This window comes from Actinoplanes sp. NPDC049316 (assembly GCF_040677315.1).
In the GTDB taxonomy this organism is placed as follows: Bacteria; Actinomycetota; Actinomycetes; order Mycobacteriales; family Micromonosporaceae; genus Actinoplanes.
On record NZ_JBFAQM010000006.1, the window covers coordinates 276,459 to 294,146 of the forward strand.

Annotated in this window: 15 protein-coding genes; 5 read left to right on the forward strand and 10 right to left on the reverse strand. The window is 72.7% G+C overall.

All coding sequences use genetic code 11. The features are described 5' to 3' along the window. Positions 1–42: 42 nt before the first annotated feature. Genes AB0K03_RS12525 through AB0K03_RS12535 form a run of 3 tightly spaced genes read right to left on the reverse strand, consistent with a single transcriptional unit; the run spans position 43 to position 3,385 of the window. A complete protein-coding gene (locus AB0K03_RS12525) occupies positions 43–915 on the reverse strand; it encodes a transglutaminase family protein (protein WP_364683597.1) in 873 nt (290 codons plus the stop codon). Next, on the reverse strand, positions 912–1,847 hold the full coding sequence (locus tag AB0K03_RS12530; RefSeq protein ID WP_364683599.1) for an alpha-E domain-containing protein: 936 nt from the start codon (positions 1,845–1,847) through the stop codon (positions 912–914). Before AB0K03_RS12530 ends, AB0K03_RS12525 begins: the two co-directional genes overlap by 4 nt. Beyond that, positions 1,841–3,385, reverse strand: coding sequence for a circularly permuted type 2 ATP-grasp protein (locus AB0K03_RS12535; protein WP_364683601.1), 1,545 nt, complete (start codon positions 3,383–3,385; stop codon positions 1,841–1,843). Before AB0K03_RS12535 ends, AB0K03_RS12530 begins: the two co-directional genes overlap by 7 nt. A gap of 365 nt (positions 3,386–3,750) precedes the next feature. Here AB0K03_RS12535 and AB0K03_RS12540 point away from each other — a divergent pair, with 365 nt between their 5' ends. Beyond that, positions 3,751–4,491 carry a DedA family protein gene (locus AB0K03_RS12540; protein WP_364683603.1) on the forward strand — a complete coding sequence of 247 codons (741 nt, stop codon included), beginning with the start codon at positions 3,751–3,753 and terminating at the stop codon, positions 4,489–4,491. 19 nt (positions 4,492–4,510) lie between these two features. Here AB0K03_RS12540 and AB0K03_RS12545 read toward each other — a convergent pair whose 3' ends face one another. Then, positions 4,511–5,911 (reverse strand): NAD(P)H-quinone dehydrogenase, encoded by a 1,401-nt coding sequence (locus AB0K03_RS12545; RefSeq protein ID WP_364683605.1) that lies wholly within the window; start codon positions 5,909–5,911, stop codon positions 4,511–4,513. 107 nt (positions 5,912–6,018) lie between these two features. Here AB0K03_RS12545 and AB0K03_RS12550 point away from each other — a divergent pair, with 107 nt between their 5' ends. Beyond that, positions 6,019–6,480, forward strand: a complete 462-nt coding sequence (locus tag AB0K03_RS12550) for a gamma-glutamylcyclotransferase (RefSeq protein WP_364683607.1) — start codon at positions 6,019–6,021, stop codon at positions 6,478–6,480. Here AB0K03_RS12550 and AB0K03_RS12555 read toward each other — a convergent pair. From AB0K03_RS12555 to AB0K03_RS12570, 4 genes are read right to left on the reverse strand one after another with little or no spacing between them, the layout of a single operon-like run. Continuing rightward, positions 6,477–7,430: a GNAT family N-acetyltransferase gene (locus tag AB0K03_RS12555; protein ID WP_364683609.1), complete on the reverse strand. Its 954-nt coding sequence runs from the start codon at positions 7,428–7,430 to the stop codon at positions 6,477–6,479. The genes AB0K03_RS12550 and AB0K03_RS12555 overlap by 4 nt on opposite strands. Positions 7,431–7,444: 14 nt before the next feature. Continuing rightward, positions 7,445–8,182 (reverse strand): SCO6745 family protein, encoded by a 738-nt coding sequence (locus AB0K03_RS12560; protein WP_364683611.1) that lies wholly within the window; start codon positions 8,180–8,182, stop codon positions 7,445–7,447. Between the two features lie 43 nt (positions 8,183–8,225). Then, positions 8,226–9,140, reverse strand: a complete 915-nt coding sequence (locus tag AB0K03_RS12565) for a hypothetical protein (protein ID WP_364683613.1) — start codon at positions 9,138–9,140, stop codon at positions 8,226–8,228. Between the two features lies 1 nt (position 9,141). Beyond that, entirely contained in the window at positions 9,142–9,774 is a 633-nt protein-coding gene (locus tag AB0K03_RS12570) for an MBL fold metallo-hydrolase (protein WP_364683615.1), read from the reverse strand. Between the two features lie 107 nt (positions 9,775–9,881). On the opposite strand from AB0K03_RS12570, the gene AB0K03_RS12575 reads away from it, so the two are divergent. Next, the gene (locus AB0K03_RS12575; protein WP_364683617.1) at positions 9,882–10,805 is read left to right on the forward strand and encodes a DUF4349 domain-containing protein; all 924 of its coding nucleotides are present in this window, start codon (positions 9,882–9,884) and stop codon (positions 10,803–10,805) included. Here AB0K03_RS12575 and AB0K03_RS12580 read toward each other — a convergent pair. Continuing rightward, entirely contained in the window at positions 10,802–12,061 is a 1,260-nt protein-coding gene (locus AB0K03_RS12580; RefSeq protein ID WP_364683619.1) for an amidohydrolase, read from the reverse strand. The genes AB0K03_RS12575 and AB0K03_RS12580 overlap by 4 nt on opposite strands. 219 nt (positions 12,062–12,280) lie before the next feature. Then, positions 12,281–13,852, reverse strand: a complete 1,572-nt coding sequence (locus AB0K03_RS12585; protein WP_364683621.1) for a methylmalonyl-CoA mutase family protein — start codon at positions 13,850–13,852, stop codon at positions 12,281–12,283. Positions 13,853–14,061: 209 nt separating this feature from the next. Here AB0K03_RS12585 and AB0K03_RS12590 point away from each other — a divergent pair, with 209 nt between their 5' ends. Continuing rightward, positions 14,062–15,984, forward strand: coding sequence for a protein kinase domain-containing protein (locus AB0K03_RS12590; protein WP_364683623.1), 1,923 nt, complete (start codon positions 14,062–14,064; stop codon positions 15,982–15,984). 57 nt (positions 15,985–16,041) lie between these two features. Next, on the forward strand, positions 16,042–17,685 hold the full coding sequence (locus AB0K03_RS12595) for a phospho-sugar mutase (protein WP_364683625.1): 1,644 nt from the start codon (positions 16,042–16,044) through the stop codon (positions 17,683–17,685). Positions 17,686–17,688: the final 3 nt, after the last annotated feature.

Consider the following 17,688-nt stretch of genomic DNA (forward strand, 5'->3'; position numbering starts at 1 on the left):
ACGACGCGCAGGCGAGGGCGTGCGGCCCGGAACGACGGCCCGCTACCGCAGGCGGGTGATCGTGACCTCGACGGTCTGACCGGTGCTGCCGGGTCCCGCGTACACGCCCTTCAGCGGTGGCACGTCGCCGTACTCGCGACCTCGGCCGACCACGACGTGCCGTTCGCCGACCGGCACGCCGTTGGCCGGGTCGAAGGCCGTCCAGCGGCCGACCCACCACTCCACCCAGGCGTGGCTCTGCCCGGCCACGCTGTCGCCGATCGCCGCGGTCGGCGCCGGGTGCAGGTAGCCGGACACGTAGCGGGCCGGCAGCCCCATCGCGCGCAGCAGGCCCACGGTCAGGTGGCTGATGTCCGGACAGACGCCTTTGCGCAGCTCCCAGGCATGCCGGGCGTCGCTCTGCACGCCGGCCGGGCCGGGCCGGTACGCCACCTCGCCGCGGACGAACTCGCAGGCCGCCAGCGCCGCGGCGTGCGGGGTCGAGTGGGCCGCGCGGATGTCCGCCGCGATGGCCGCCAGCTCGTCGTTGAGGCCGGTACGAGGGGTGGGCAGGAGCAGTTCGTACCAGCGGTCGACGGCCTCCGGCACGGCCAGGTCGGCCCAGCCGGCGCCCTCGCCGTCGTCGATGAGGTCGCCGGGCGGCAGCGTCTCCACGGTCGAGGTCGCCGTGACCGTCAGCGCCTCGTGCGGGGCGTGCACGTCGAAGGCCGTCACGACCGTGCCCCAGTAGTCCTCGTAGCGGTACGTGCGGGCCGGCGGCCACACCTCGACGCGTGCGTCGAGCACCGCCTGCCGGGTCTCGTTGCGCGGCCACATGCGGGCCTCGTTGTACGACGACGACACCGGCCCGGCGTAGCCGAAGCCGCTGCGATGTTCGATCTTGAGCCGCCAGCTGTCCACCAGACCGTTCGTCATGCCAGCGCTCCCGACACCCAGGCGACCGCCGTGGTCTGACCGAAGTAGCGGCGCGACACCGCCTCGTTGACCTGCGAGCACGTGCGTTCGAGACCGGCCAGTACGGACGCGAGATCGTCGATCAGCTCGTCCGCGCCCCGGAACTCCAGGTTCGTGCGGGCACGTCCGATGATGCGCTGCGCGTCCGTCGCGACGCCGGCGCGGCCCGGGTCGGGCTCCAGGTCGGACAGGCACGCCTCCGCGGTGGCGAGCGCCGCGAAGACCGAGCGGGGAAAGAGCCGGTCGAGCAGCAGGAACTCAGCGGCGTGCCGGTCGTCGAGGGAGCCACGGTACGTCCGCAGGTACGTCTCCCACGCCCCGCAGGACCGCAGCAGCGTCAGCCACGACGGGATGCTGCCGCCCGCCCGCTCGTGCGTACGCAGCAGCCGCGCCGTCATGTCGACCCGTTCGACGCTGCGCCCGAGCACCAGGAACAGCCGGCCCTCGTCACGGCTCATGGTGGCGTCGGTGAGGCCGGCCATGACCGCGCAGCGTTCCCGTACCCAGCGGAGGAACGCGTGCACGCCCTGCTGCTCGACGCGGCGCCGCGCGTTGGGCAGGGCGTGCCAGGTCGAGTTGAGGCATTCCCACATCTCGGAGGAGATGGTCTCCCGGGCGCCGCGGGCGCTCTCCCGGGCGGCGTCCAGCGCGCCGACGACCGAGCCGGGGCTGCGCTCGTCGAGGCCGAGCAGCCCGACCACACGCGCGGACGTGAACTGGCCTTCGGCGGGCAGGCCCATCACGGCGAGCAGCGACCGGCAGGCCCGCTCCTCGTCGGTCCACGGGTCGGCGAGGATGCGCTGCAGGTGCACGTCGAGGATCCGGGCGGTGTCCTCGGCGCGTTCGACGTACCGGCCGATCCAGTACAGCGACTCGGCGATGCGGCTCAGCATTCCCACGCTCCCTGCTGTTGCCGGGGCTCGCCCGCGGCGGCGGGGCCCGGATCCGGGCTGCTCGCCGCGGGCACCGGGGCCCGGGCCGGGGAGGAGACCGGAAAGGAGACCGGGGTGGACTCTTCGGCGAGCACCCAGGTGTCCTTGGAACCGCCGCCCTGGCCGGAGTCCACCACGAGGGCCCCTTCGGGCAGCGCGACGCGGGTGAGGCCACCGGGCAGCACCCGGATCTCGTCGCCGTCGTTGACCGCGAACAGGCGCAGGTCCACGTGCCGGCCACGCAGCCGGTTGCCGATGAGCGTCGGCACCGTCGACAGCGTGACCTCACGCTGGGCGATCCACCCGCGCGGGTCTGCCCGTACGGCCGACGCGACGGCCTCGAGCTCCTCCGGCGTCGCCTGCGAGCCGATGACGATGCCCGCGCCGCCCGACCCGTCGACCGGCTTGAGCACCAGCTCGTCCAGGTGGGACAGCACGTGTTCCAGAACGCCGGGCTCGCCGGGCCGGTACGTGTCCACATTGGACAGCAGCGGCTCCTCGTCCAGGTAGTAACGGATCAGGTCCGGCACGTACGTATGGAGCAGCTTGTCGTCGGCGACGCCGTTGCCGACCGCGTCGGCGATGGTGACCCGCCCGGCCCGCGCCGCGTTGAGCAGCCCGGCGACGCCGATCACCGAATCGGCGCGGAAGTGCACCGGGTCGAGGAAGCCGTCGGCGACCCGCCGGTAGATCACGTCGACGCGCTGCTCCCCCGCGGTCGTCCGCATCGCGACGTCGTTGCCCACGCAGACCAGGTCGCGGCCCTCGACCAGCTCGACACCCATCTCCCGGGCGAGCAGCGCGTGCTCGGAGTAGACCGGGTTGTGGACGCCGGGACTGAGCACCACGACGGTCGGGTCGGCGACCCCCACGGGCGCCGCCGCGCGCAGGGCCCGCAGCAGCATCGCCGGGTACGACTCCACGGGCAGGATCCGGGTGGCGGCGAAGACCTCGGGGAGCACCTGCGCCATCGCCCGCCGGTTCTCCATGACGTAGCTCACCCCGGACGGGATGCGGACGTTGTCCTCGAGCACACGGAACACGCCCTGCTCGTCGCGGACCAGGTCGACGCCGGCCACGTGGATGCGTACCCCGTTGGGCGGGTTGATGCCGGCCGCGGCCCGCAGGAAGTGGGCGCTGGTGGCGATGATCCGGCGCGGCACGACGCCGTCGGCGAGGACCTGGCCGGGGCCGTACACGTCGGCGAGGAAGGCCTCCAGCGCGCGGATCCGTTGGGCGACGCCCCGCTCGACCGTGCGCCATTCGGCGGCCGGGATGATCCGCGGGACGATGTCGAGCGGGAACGGCCGCTCCAAGCCGGTGATGCCCTGGTCGAGGAAGGCGCGGGCCAGCACCTCGGCGCGTACGCCCAGCTCACCGCTCGACAGCGGCTGCAGCGTGGCGTGCAGCGCCGCGTAGCTCTCCCGGGGCAGGCCGGGCGCCGCGAACATCTCGTCCCAGCCGGGGCCGAGGCGGTAATCCTCAAAAAGATCCGCCATGGCCCGACCCTAAGCGCGGGTCATTGCACATGGGTAACGACAAGCACGCGGCACGGTACGGAAGGGCCGCCGGTACGGGACCTACCGACGGCCCGGACTCCTGGCAACCGGCAACGGCCGGGGCGAGCCTTGCGTCCACGGTACGCGCGACCGGCGCCGGGTGAAGAAGCGTACGAATGGGGACGCAAGCGGCCGAGATTGGCAGAAAGCGCCCGCGTCTTGGCCCCCACGTGCGACGTTCAGGACGTACCGTGTCGGGCATCACCGTTTCCTGGGCCTGATCCGGGCTCATGCTGGACTCAGCCCATTCTCAGGTGCGCGCACGGACAATGCCGTGAGCCCTGGAGCCGCGAGGTGGCGACCCGATGACCGACCTGTTGACCGTGATGGCAACACCGGCGTGGGCGTACCTGGCCATTTTCGGGTTCCTCGCGGTCGACGCGATGGTCCCGGTGGTGCCGATCCAGGCCATCATGATCACCTCAGGCGCCCTGACCGTCTACGGCAACCTCAACCTGGCCCTGGTCATCGCGGTGGGCGCGCTGGGCATGTTCACCGGTGACTCGATCGCGTTCGTGCTGGGCCGTACGGCCGGCCACGCCGGGAAGCACTGGCTGAGCGGCCGGCTCGCGGCGTTGCGGCAGCGGTTCGCGCCCCGGGGCGAGCAGGGCGGCTCGGATTCCGAGCCCACCGAGTCGCGCACGAAGCGGGCGGCCGCCCGTTTCACCCGTGGCCTGCGCCGCCCGGGCCCGCTGGTGCTGCTGCTCTGCCGGTTCGTGCCGGGCGGCCGGATGGCGGCCGGCTACCACGCGGGCCGCACCGGCTACCCGATCAAGCTGTTCATCCTCTACGACGGCGGCGCGGCGGTGGCCTGGGCGACGTACGGCGGCCTCGTCGGCCACGTCGGCGGCACCGCGGTGACCCAGTCGGCGTGGCGGCTGTTCGCGATCGCGGCCACCGCGGCGGTCATCTTCGGCACCGCCGGCTGGATCCTCGCCCTCTTCGGCGGCCGCAAGGACGACACCGCCGACGAGACCACCGAGGAGGAGGCCGAGGACCACGCGGACGAGATCCCGACCCCCTCCGAGGAGCACGTCCGCCGGTGAGGCCCGGCGGGACCGCGGGTCACTGCAGCTCGTGCAGCATGAGCTGACGGGCGGCCTCGGCGATCGAGCCGGACAGCGACGGGTAGATCGTGATCGTGTGGGCCAGCTGGTCCACCGTCAGGTTGTTCTCGATCGCCATCGTGATCGGCAGGATCAGCTCGCTGGCCTTCGGCGCGACCACCACGCCGCCGACGATCTGGCCCGTGGCCGGGCGGCAGAAGAGCTTGACGAAGCCGTCGCGCAGGCCGGCCATCTTGGCGCGGGCGTTGCCGGTGAGCGGCAGCATCACCTGCCGGGCCGGGACCTTGCCGGCGTCGACGTCGTTCTGCGAGACGCCGACGGTGGCCAGCTCGGGGTCGGTGAAGACGTTGGCGGAGACCGTACGCAGCCGCAGTGGCGCGACGGCCTCGCCCATGGCGTGCCAGATGGCGATGCGGCCCTGCATGGCGGCGACGCTGGCCAGGGGCAGCACGCCGGTGCAGTCGCCGGCCGCGTAGATGCCCGGGACGTTGGTCCGCGACACCCGGTCGACCGTCACGTAGCCGCCCTGGGCGACGTCGACGCCGTACTCGCGCAGGCCCAGGTCGGCGGTGTTCGGCACCGCGCCGACCGCCATGAGGGCGTGCGAGCCGGTGACCACCCGGCCGTCGGAGAGGGTGACCTCGACGCCGTCGCCGGTGTTGACCACCGAGTCGGCGCGGGACTGGTTGAGGATCGTCATACCGCGCTCGCGGAACACCCGCTCGATGGCCATGGCGGCATCGGCGTCCTCGTGCGGCATGACCCGCTCGCGGCTGGACACGAGCGTCACCTGCACGCCCATGGCGAGGTACGCGCTGGCGAACTCGGCGCCGGTGACGCCGGAACCGATGACGACAAGGTGCTCGGGCAGCTCGGTGAGGTCGTACACCTGCCGCCAGTCGAGGATGCGCTCGCCGTCGGGCACCGCGGAGGCCAGCACTCGCGGCGTCGCGCCGGTGGCGATCAGCACAGTCGCGGCGTCCACCGCGTACGGCTTGCCGCCGTGCGGGCTGACCAGCACCTGGTGGGTGTGGCCGAGGGTGTCCTCGCCGAGCCGCGCGCGGCCGTGCACGACGTCGACGCCGGCCTTGACCAGCTTCGACTGGATGTCGCCGGACTGGGCCAGCGCCAGCTTCTTGACCCGCTCGTTGACCGCCTTCGCGTCGACGCTCACACCCTCGAGGCCGGCGGAGCGGACCCCGAACCGCTCGTTGTGCCGGTAACCGGTCACCACCTCGGAGCTGGCGATGAACGTCTTGGAGGGGACGCAGTCGGAGAGCACGCACGCGCCGCCGGCCCCGTCGGCCTCGACGAGCGTGACGTCCGCGTCGAGTTGCGCCGCGACCAGCGCCGCCTCGTACCCGCCCGGCCCGCCGCCGATGATCACGATCCGACTCACGTGAGTTCACCCTCCACTGTTACGTTTCGTCACTTACGTGACTGAGTTGTGCCGACACGCACACCTCGTATTCTCCCTCACCGGCGCATCGGGCTATCGTCATCGCCGTGGGTCACTACGCCGCGTACGGTTCAAACCTGGATCCGGCCCGTATGCGGGCCTATTGTCCGCACTCGCCGATGGTGGGCGTGGGGTGGGTCGAGGGCTGGCGGCTGACCTTCGCCGGTGAGGGCGACATGGGCTGGGAGGGCGCGGTCACCACGATCGTCGAGTCCCCCGGCGACCGGGTCTTCGTCTCGCTCTACGACGTGCACCCGTGGGACGCCGCGCAGCTCGACGAGGTGGAGGGCGTGACCGCCGGGGCGTACCAGAAGCTCACCGTGCGGGTCTCGACGCTCGAGGGCGACCTCAGCGCCTGGGTCTACGTCTTCGACGGCTACGAGGGCGGCATGCCGACGGCCTGGTATCTCTCCGAGATCGCCAACGCGGCGGAGAAGGCCGGCGCGCCCGACGACTACGTCAGCGAGCTGCGCCAGCGCCCCACGCGTACGTCTTCCCCGGAGCTTTAGATCTTCCGTTCGTAGATGTTGGCCTCGAACAGCGGGTGCATCCCGACGGCCCGGTAGAGCCGCGCGGCCCGGGTCGGGTTGGCCAGGTCGACGCCCAGGCCGGCCGTGCTGCGGCCCTTGGCCGCATAGGTCGCGAAAGCGCGGCGCAGGAGCGCCTCGCCCACACCCCTTCTCCGGTACGGCCTCAGCACCCCGAGGTAGCTCACATAGCCGATGCCGTCCTCGACGCTCGAGTCGGAGGACTGCAGGACCCCGGCCCACTCCCCGTCGACCTCCCCGACGAACCACTCGTCGTAGGAGACGCTCGACTCGGCGGCGAGACGCTCGCGCCAGGTGTCGTAGCCGGTCGCCTGGTGGTCGGTGTCGCGGAACGCCTCCTCGATCGTCGCGTGGAAGCGGCGCATCTCCGCCTCGTCGTCCGCGCGTACGGGCCGCACGATCACGCCGGCGGGTGGCTGCGGCGGCTCCGGTGACACGCCGTCCAGCGACATGGTCATCCGCGCGTGCTGCTTGATGAACGCGAAGCCGGCGTCGGTCAGCGCGGCGATCCACGGCTCCTCCGTCGGCACCGCGCCGGCCCGTACGGTGTACGGCGAATGCCCGAACTCGGTGCCGCGCTCGGCCGCCCGCTGCAGGATGAGCTCGAGGAGCGGCCGCTGCGCCGGCAGGCCCCGCTCGGGCCACACGTACACCTCGAGGAAGTCGCGGTCGCCGCCCGCGGGGTTGTGCGGGAACGCCCAGCCCAGGATGGCCCCGTCCGGGTCGAGGGCCACCCAGCAGTCTCGGGACATGTCGGTGTTGGGGCCGGTGAGCGCCTCGCGGACGTCGTCGGCGGTGAAGTCGGGCTCCCCCACGGCGGCCATGTCGCTGGCGCGGGCCAGGGCCAGGATCTCGGGGACGTCGTCGAGGGTGGGCCGGCGCGTACGCCAGCCGGCGGGAAGTGCGGTCACCGCGCCAGCGTGCCCTATCCACCGATCCGGTGCGACAGGGATTCCAGCAGGCCGATCAGCTCGACGCGCTCGCCGAGGTCCAGCGCCGCGTACGCCTGCCCGGCCAGCGAGTCCGCGACCGACTCGGCCCACATCAGCCGCCGCACGATCGGCCCGGCCGGCGGGTACGGCGGCTGCCAGCCGAACGCGACCGCGCCGGTCTCCCCTTCCGGCCCGGCGATGATGGCCTGCAGCGGGGTGAGGCCGCTGGCGCGTACGGCCACGACGTGCACGCCCAGCCGGTGCTCGTGCAGCAGGTGCAGCATCACCGCGGCCTGGGCGCCGGGCGACGCGTCGGGGACCGGCATGGCCCGCCAGGCGGCGAAGAGCGGCAGCCCGGCGCAGTCCACGGCGTCGACCACCCGCCCGGTCAGCTCCAGCAGCCGGTTGACCCGCGGGAAGTCGCCGAGCTGGTCGACACCCCAGCGGCACAGCTCGTGCAGGTGCCACGTCGCCACCTCGACGGGCGGGGACGTCTTGGCCGCCGCCTCCCAGCCGTCGGTGAGGGCGTCCGGGGCGATGAAGCCGATGGCGGCCGCGGCGGTCTCCGGGCGGACGTCGCCGAGCGCGCCGGCCCGCGCGGCCACGTGGTACGCCCACCCGGACAGACCCATCAGCCGGGCGCGACGCAGCGTCTGCGGGGACTCGGCGAACGCCCCGACGAGCGACGCGAGTCCGGCCCGGGCATTGGCGGCTGCCTGTTCGGGGGTCACCGCCCGATTCTGCTCTCTCTGACCGGTTCTGGAAAATGGCCGACTAGACCGGTTCATCCCCCTCAAGATCCTCCAGGGCCGCCTCGACGTCCCCGACCCGGCGGCGCGCGGCGGAGGCCTCACGTTCGGCCGATCGCCGGGCGAGCTTGCGCCTCGACACCTCGGCCTGGGCCACGATGCGCTGCCGCTCCAGCTCGGCGATCTGTTCCTCGAGATCATCGACGGCCTGGCTCGCGTCTCGTTCGGCCTCTTCCGCGTGTTCCAGCGCAGTCCGCGCCTTCCGGTCCGCCGCGTGCGCCGCGGTCAGCTCCCGCTTGAGCTCGCGCCGCTTCGCCGCGCGCTCGGCCCGCGCCTTCTCCTCGGCCCGGCGGCGGCGGTCCTCGGCCGCCGGCGCCCGACGAGGCTCCTCCTCGGGCTCCTGCTCGGACGGCTCAGTCTCTTCGGCGGTGACCAGGCGCAGGCGGGGGCGGGGGACCTCGCCGAAGCCCGCGTAGGTGGCCGCCTTGACGAGCCGGCCGCTGCGGACCTGCTCGGCGATCTCCGGCTCGGCCAGCGCGGCGGTCAGCGTGGCCTCCACCTCGGCCATCGGCAGCTTCGCGCCCCGCAACCCCGGGTCGCCCTCGACCGCGAGCTGCTGCGCGGCCCGGACCAGCGCCGACACGACCTGCCGGCGTTGGGTGGACAGCTCGCGCAGCTCGTCGCCCTTGAGGCCGCGCTGGGCCTGGCGCAGGGCCGTGGCGAGCTCGACGAGGTCCTCGATCAGCTCCGGGCGGCGCAGCGCGAGCAGGTTCACCAGCCAGGCCGCCACGGTCGGCTTGCGCAGCGCGGCGAGCCGCTTGGCCAGCTCCTTGTCGCCGGCCTTGCGCGCGTCCGCGACCGCCTGGGCGCGGCCCGCGACGAAGTTCTCCGGGGGTGCCTCGTACAGGCGGCGGATCAGCTCGTCGGTGCTCGGTGCCACGTCAGGGGAGCGTAGTGCCCGGGGCGACCTGCGCGTACGAGGTGCCGCCGAGCCGCTCCAGGTGCCCGTTGGAGACCCGCGCGCCGGTCTCGGTCAGCAGGAAGTCGTGCAGCGCGTACGCCCGCCCGGGCTTGACCGCGCGGACGAAGTCGATCGCCTCGCTCAGCTTCATCCACGGCGCGTGCAGCGGGACGAAGAGGGTGTCCACGTTCTCCTCGGGCACCGTGAACGAGTCGCCGGGCGTGTACACCGACTGGGCGCCGTCCGAGATGAGGTAGCCGAGGTTGGCGATGCGCGGGATGTCCGGGTGGATGACCGCGTGCTGTCCCCCGTACGCCCGGACCGTGAAGCCGGCGGCCTCGAATGCCGTGCCGGGCTCCACGGCCGTGACCACGTCGGCGAACGCCGTCAGCTTCGGCAGCACGTCGGGGTGGGCGTAGACGCGGGTGGCGGGCCGCTGGGCCAGCGCGTCGGCGAGCCCGTCCACGTCGAGGTGGTCGAAGTGCTCGTGGGTGATGAGAACGGCGTCCGCCCCGGTCAGCGCCGACCGCTCGCTGAACGCGCCGGGGTCGACCACCAGGACCGCATCGCCCTCGATGCGTAGGCAGGAATGCGTGAACTTCGTGACGCGCACGGGACTCCTCCGCTGCCGAATCGTGACCGCTCACCTCGCAGTCTGCCGGAACCGGCGCGACCGCGCCCAACGTCTCAGGGTCCACACCTGACGGGGAAGGACGATCCATGAACGGACGAAATCGGACCAGAGCGGCGGCTGTGTGCGCGGTGGGGCTGGCGGCCGCGCTCGCATTGCCGGCCTGCAGCAGCGGCGACAGCTCGAGCGACAAGGCGGCCTCCTCGACCGCCGGCGGGCGCGGCATCGCCGAAGGAGCGGCCGAGGGCGGCGCCGCCGCTCCCGCCGAGCAGCAGGGCAGGGACGCGGGCGCGAAGGCCCCCGACCTGAGCGTCGATCAGCGGTCGATCATCTACACCGGGTCGATCACCGTACGCGTGGACGACGTCAACACCGCCGCCGCGCGCGCCACCGGCATCGCGACCGCCGCGGGCGGTTTCGTCGGCGGCGACAAGCGCAACAGCAACGGCGACCACGGCTCCAGCGACGCGACGCTGACGCTGCGGGTGCCCGCCGAGAAGTTCACCTCCGTGGTGGACCAGCTCGCCGCCATCGGTACGGAGGAGCGGCGCGGCATCGACACCGAGGACGTCACCGAGGAGACGATCGACCTCGACGCCCGGATCGCCACCCAGCAGGCGCGCGTGGACAGCGGCCGCAAGCTCCTGGCCCAGGCGAAGTCCCTGAGCGACCTCGTGATGCTGGAACGCGAGGTCGCCACGCGCGAGTCCGACCTCGCATCGCTGCAGGCCAAGAAGCGCCGGCTGGGCGATCTCACCGCGCTCTCCACGATCACCGCCGTGCTGCTCGACCCGCAGGCCGTGGCGCAGGAGGAGGACGAGGGGGCGCCGGGCTTCCTCGCCGGGCTGCGCAACGGCTGGAACGGCCTGCTCGCGTCGCTGGCCGTCGTGGCCACCGTGGTCGGGTGGCTGCTGCCGTGGCTGCTGCTGCTCGCCCTGCCGGCGTCAGCCGTCCTCTGGTACGTGCGCCGGACCCGGCGGACCCGTCCCCCGCTGGAGCAGGAGAGGGCCTAGAACGCGCCGGTGGACAGCGCGGCCAGGGCGGTGTGCACCATGACGCGCACGCCGTAGCCGATGCAGCGCTCGTCCACGTCGAAGTTGCCGGTGTGCAGGTCGTACTTGACCTCCGAGCCGGGCGTGCCGGTGCCGAGGCGGATCATCGCCCCGGGAACGTTCTCCAGGTAGAAGGAGAAGTCCTCGCCGCCCATGCTGATCTCCGCCTCGACCACGCGGTCGGCGCCCAGCGCGGCGCCGGCCGCCCCGGCGATCACGGCGGAGGCCATGCGGTCGTTGATCACCGGCGGCACGCCCCGGTTGTACTGGATCTCGGCTTTGGCGCCGGTGGCGGCGACGACGTCGTGGATCAGCTGTGAGATCAGCTCCGGGGCCTCGCGCCACGCCTCGCGGTTGAGGATGCGTACGGTGCCGAGCACCTCGCCCTCGCCGGGGATCGCGTTGAACGCCTGACCCGCCTTCACCGCGCCCCACACCATGGAGACGCCGGCCCGCGGGTCGACCCGGCGGTCCAGCAGCGCGGGGACGTCCACGATGACCCGGCCCAGCGCGTGCACCAGGTCGGCGGTCAGGTGCGGCCGGGCGGTGTGCCCGCCGGGGCCGGTGAGGCATACGCGGACCGTGTCGGCCGCCGCGGTGAACGGGCCGGAACGGACCCCGACCAGGCCGGCGGGCAGCTGCGGGTAGCAGTGCAGGGCGTAGATCGCGACGACGTCCTTGAGCGCGCCGGAGGCGATGACCTCGGGGGCGCCGGAGGGCACCTGCTCCTCGGCGGGCTGGAAGATCAGCCGGACCCGGCCGGGCAGCTCGCCCTGCTCGTTGAGCTGCGCCAGGGCCAAGCCCAGCCCGAGCAGCACCGTGGTGTGCACGTCGTGGCCGCAGGCGTGCGCCACCTTCTCGACCGTCGAGCGGTACGGCACGTCCTTGGTGTCCTGCAGCGGCAGCGCGTCCAGGTCGGCGCGGAAGGCGACCACCCGGTCACCCTCGCCGATGTCGCAGATCAGGCCGTTGCCCTTGGGCAGCAGCTGCGGCGAGAGACCCGCCACGGCGAGCTCGCGGGCGACGAGCGCCGCGGTCTCGAACTCGGCGTTGGACGGCTCGGGGTGCGCGTGGATGTGACGGCGGATGGCCACGAGCTCGGCTCCCCGCGCGGCGAGCCAGCGGTCGAGCTGACCGGGCAGAGGCTCGGCCCCGGGGGGCGGTCCGGGAAAGGTCGCCGTCTCAGCGCCGGCCGGCGCCGTCAGTGCACTCGTCACGTCGATGTCTCTATCGCTCTCGAAATTCGGTCCGGTTTCCGCAACGCGCGACAGCCTAGACCTATTTTGGTGACGCTGTGCAACGTCATTCCCGTATTGGTCGGATCGCGGACTGTCACGAAATCCCTGATAAGAGCGATCTCCGGGCGGCATGCGGCTACCACCTCCTACAACGGGTTACGAATCGCGGAGGTGACGCGGTTCAAATCCAAGTAGCGGTCAGAAGTGCTCCACCGGGTGGTGTACCCCCCAGACGCCGCGCAACGTGTGGCAGACCTCACCAACCGTGGCACGGCGGCGCAACGCCTCCCGCATCGGCGGCAGCACGTTGTCCGTACCCTCGGCCGCCTTGCGCAGGTCGGCGAGGGCCGCCTCGACCGCCGGGCCGTCCCGCTCGGCGCGCAGGGTGGCCAGGCGCGCGGCCTGTTCCGCCTCGATCCGCGGGTCGACACGCAACGGCTCGTACTTCTCCTCCTCATCGGCGCCGAAACGGTTGACGCCGACCACGACCCGCTCGCCGCCGTCGATCTGCTGGGCGATCCGGTACGCCGAGGTCTCGATCTCCTGCTTCTGGAAGCCCTGCTCGATCGCCTCGACCACCGAGCCGTAGCCGAACACCCGCTCGATCAGGGCGGTCGCGGCGGCCTCCACCTCGTCGGTCATCGCCTCGATCACGTACGAGCCGGCGAACGGGTCCACGGTGTCGACGAGCCCGGTCTCGTACGCGAGCACCTGCTGGGTCCGCAGCGCGAGCCGGGCCGACTTCTCGGTGGGCAGGGCGATGGCCTCGTCGTACGCGTTGGTGTGCAGCGACTGGGTGCCGCCGGCGACCGCGCCGAGGGCCTGCACGGCGACGCGTACCAGGTTGACCTCGGGCTGCTGCGCGGTGAGCTGGACGCCGGCCGTCTGGGTGTGGAACCGCAGCATCATCGACTTCGGGTTCGTCGCGCCGAACTCGTCGCGCATGATCCGCGCCCACATCCGCCGTGCCGCACGGAACTTGGCGATCTCCTCGAGCAGCGTGGTGCGGGCGACGAAGAAGAACGACAGCCGGGGCGCGAAGTCGTCCACCGCCAGGCCCGCGGCGACCGCGGCGCGGACGTACTCCATGCCGTTGGCCAGGGTGAACGCGATCTCCTGCGCGGGCGTGGCCCCCGCCTCCGCCATGTGGTAGCCGGAGATCGAGATGGTGTTCCACCTCGGGATCTCCGTACGGCAGTAGGCGAACGTGTCCGCGACCAGCCGCAGCGACGGCTTGGGCGGGAAGATGTACGTCCCCCGGGCGATGTACTCCTTGAGGATGTCGTTCTGGATCGTGCCCTGCAGGGCCGACCCGGGCACGCCCTGCTCCTCCGCGACGAGCTGGTAGAGCAGCAGCAGCACCGACCCGGGCGCGTTGATCGTCATCGAGGTGGACACCTGGTCGAGCGGGATGTCGTGGAAGAGCCGCCGCATGTCCTCGATGGAGTCGATGGCCACGCCGACCTTGCCGACCTCGCCGTGCGCGATCGCCTCGTCGGAGTCGTACCCCATCTGGGTGGGCAGGTCGAACGCCACCGACAGCCCCATCGTCCCGGCCTTGAGCAGCTGGTGGTAGCGCGCGTTGGACTCCGCCGCGGTGCCGAAGCCGGCGTACTGCCGCATGGTCCAGGGACGCTTCGTGTACATGGTCGGATAGACGCCGCGCGTGTACGGCCACTCACCGGGCCGGCCGAGCTTCTCCTCCACATCGGCGGGCAGGTCGCCGCTGTCGTAGACCGGCTTGATCTCGAACCCGGATTCTGCGTTCACACCGCGATCCTAAGGCGTCGTTCAGGCGCTGTGGGGTGTGAGGGATTTTGCACCTCGCGTCCGAAAAGTTCCACCCTATGCGACAGCGTTGCTACGGTCCGTCAAGTTCACGGAAACACTCCATGACCGGCTTTTCGAATCGGGGTGGGACCCGGCAAGATAGCGTGGTTGGCCGACCGCCCCCTACACCCCATTCGGTGGCATCTCACGTGACTCAGATTCCGACGTGGAGCAGTGGCAACACCGCTCCGACCAGCGGACGCGCAGCCCCGGGCACGCTCATCGGTGGGCGGTACACCCTTCGCGCCGCGGTCGGCCACGGTGGCATGGGCACGGTCTGGCGTGCCGCCGACACGCTGTTGCGCCGGGACGTGGCGATCAAGGAAGTCATCCTTCCGCCCGGCCTGGCACCGAGCGACCGCGACGCGATGTACGAGCGCACGATGCGCGAGGCGCGCGCCGCCGCGGCCCTGCAGCACCCGGCAGTCGTGCAGGTCTACGACGTCGTGCACGAGAACGGCCGGCCCTGGATCGTCATGGAGCTGCTGGAGGCGCGCAGCCTCGCGGACATGGTGATCGAGGACGGGCCGGTGGCCCCGCGGGTGGTCGCGAAGATCGGCATCGCCCTGCTCGGCGCGCTCGAGGTGGCCCACGCGCACGGCGTGCTGCACCGCGACGTCAAGCCGGCCAACGTGCTGATCTGCACCGACGGCCGCTGCGTGCTCACCGACTTCGGCGTCGCCCGGATGCCCACCGACGTGCAGCTGACCACGCCGGGCATGGTCCTGGGCTCGCCGCACTTCATCTCCCCCGAGCGCGCCATGGGCAGCGACTTCGGTCCGCCCAGCGACCTGTTCTCGCTCGGCGTCACGCTCTACACCGCCATCGAGGGCCGGCCGCCGTTCGACAAGGGCGACCCGATCGAGACCATGCACGCCGTCGTGGAGGACCCGCCCACCCCGGCGGTCCGGGCCGCCTCGCTCACGCCGGTGCTGATGGGCCTGCTCGAGAAGGACCCGGCGCGCCGCTTCGACGTGCAGACCGCGCGCACCATGCTGCGCCAGCAGCTGGCCGGCCCGCTGGCCAGCAAGGCGCCGCCGCACATGATGACGGACCCGTATTCGGTCGTCCCGTCGCAGCGCCCGCCGGCGGCCGAGACCCAGCCGATCCCGCCGCAGCAGAAGCCGACGGGTCAGATCGGCGGCCGGGCCATGCTCGCGCCCGGCGACTCGCTCTCCGGCCACCTGGCGAAGCTGAAGCAGGGCGGCACGGACGGCAAGCGCCCGGCCGCGGCGGCCGCCGACCAGCCCACGGGGGCGTACCCGGGGCCCGACGGCGACCGCACCAGCGTGATCCCGCCGTCCGGGCCGGGCGGCAGCGAGGCCACCAGCGTGCTGCCGCCGCGGCGCCAGTGGGACGGCGCCCGCGCCGCCCGAGAGCCCATGTCGGGCGGCACCGTGGCGGGGAGCCCGGCGGTCAAGCGCAAGCAGATGATCGACAACGCCGTCGCGACCGTCCGCGAGTCCGTCGGCAAGGCGGTCACCACGGTCAAGGGCTGGCCGCGCAACACCCAGCTCGCCGCGGCCGGCGGCGTCGCGGTGCTGCTCGTGGTGGCTCTGGTGCTCGCGTTCTCCGGCGGGGGCGACGACGACAAGACGCCCACCGCGGCCGGCGTGCCGCAGGACAACGCCGCTGCCGACCCGGGCTTCGCCACGGTCGCGTACAAGGGCCGAGGCACCAGCGTCTCCGTGCCCAAGGGCTGGACGAAGAAAAGCGGCGGCAGCTGGGTCGACTACGTGGACCCGAGCTCCGAGCGCAAGGTCCGCCTGCTGGTCGAGCCGGGCAAGGGCAGCCCGCAGGCGTTCCTGAAGATCGCCGAGGGCAACCTCAAGAAGAAGGGCTCCAGCTGCCCCAAGCCGTACGCCCAGGTCGGCCTCACCGACCGGCAGATCAGCGGCCACCCCGGAGCGGTCCTGGAGTACACCTGCGCGGGCACCCGGCACGGGCTGTGGGGCGCCATCCTGACCAACGGCAAGGCGTACTCCTTCTACATGACCAGCACCGAGGAGCAGTTCGCCGAGAGCAAGCCGATCTTCGAGAACCTGGTGCGGACGTTCGCGCTGGACGGCTGAGCCGGCGATTCGGCCACCGAAGGCCGGCGGGCGCGGCGGGCGTGCTATCCACTGAGCATGGCAACTGACGACCTTCGCGAGCTGGCCGAGACCTGGCTGGCCGACGACCCCGACCCGGCCGGCCGCGACGAGATCCGTGCGCTGCTCGCCCGGCTCCCCGAGAGCGCGGCCGAGCTCGCCGACCGGTTCGCCGGCCCGCTGACGTTCGGCACCGCCGGGCTGCGCGGCCGGCTGCGCGCCGGGCCGAACGGCATGAACCTCGCCGTCGTGACCCGCGCCGCCGCCGGCCTGGTCGCCTGGCTCGGCGCCCAGGGCGGCCACGGCCCGCTGGTCGTCGGCTACGACGCCCGGCACGGCTCGAAGGACTTCGCCGAGCAGACCGCGCGGGTCGCCACCGCCGCCGGGCGCGAAGCCCTGCTGCTGCCGCGGCCGCTGCCGACGCCGGTGCTGGCGTACGCGGTCCGCAAGCTGGACGCCGTGGCCGGGGTCATGGTGACCGCCAGCCACAACCCGCCGCAGGACAACGGCTACAAGGTCTACCTGGGCGCGCAGCTCGGCGGGCCGGCCGGTGCCGGGGCGCAGATCGTCCCGCCCGCCGACGCCGGCATCGAGGCGGCCATCCAGGCGGTCGGGACGCTGACGGAGGTCGAGCTGGGCGAGCCCGGCACGGTCCTCGGCGAGGAGATCGTCGACGGGTACGTGACCAGCGCCGCGGCCGTCCTCGGGAGCGGCCCCCGTGAGCTGCGGGTCGCGTACACGCCGCTGCACGGGGTGGGTGGCGAGGTGCTGGCGGCCGCGTTCACCGCCGCCGGGTTCGAGGCGCCGGCCGTGGTCGCGGAGCAGGCCGACCCGGACCCCGACTTCCCCACGGTCGCCTTCCCCAACCCGGAGGAGCCCGGCGCGATGGACCTGCTCCTCGCGCTCGCCGCGGAGACCGGTGCGGACCTCGCGATCGCCAACGACCCGGACGCCGACCGCTGCGCCGTGGCGCTGCCCACCGGCGAGGACGGCGGCTGGCGGGCGCTGCGCGGCGACGAGCTGGGCATCCTGCTCGCCGACCACCTCATCCGCACCGGTACGCCCGGCGTGTACGCGACCACGATCGTCTCGTCCACCCAGCTCAAGGCCCTGTGCGCGGCGCGCGACGTGCCGTACGCGGAGACGCTGACCGGCTTCAAGTGGATCGTCCGCGCGGCCGACGAGCTGGCGTACGGCTACGAGGAGGCGCTCGGCTACTGCGTCGCTCCCGACATGGTCCGCGACAAAGACGGCATCACGGCGGCGCTGCGGATCGCCGAGCTGGCCGCCGCCCTGAAGGCGGAGGGCAAGTCGGTGCGGGACCGGCTGGACGAGCTCGACACCGAGCTGGGCGTGCACCGCACCGACCAGCTGTCGGTACGCGTCGACGACCTCACCGTGATCACCCGCGCGATGCAGCGGGTCCGCGCGAACCCGCCTGCCACGCTGCTCGGCCAGCCGGTCACGGACGTCGAGGACCGGGCCCCGGCCGCCGACGTGCTCACCCTGCGGACGGCGGGCGCCCGGGTGGTCATCCGCCCGTCGGGCACGGAGCCGAAGCTCAAGGCGTACCTGGAAGTGATCGAGCCGGTCGGCACCGGCAAGCTCGTCACCGCGCGGTTCCGTTCCGGAGCGGGCATGGCCCAGCTCCGGAAGGAGGTCTCCGCCGCGTTGGGTCTGTAGGCC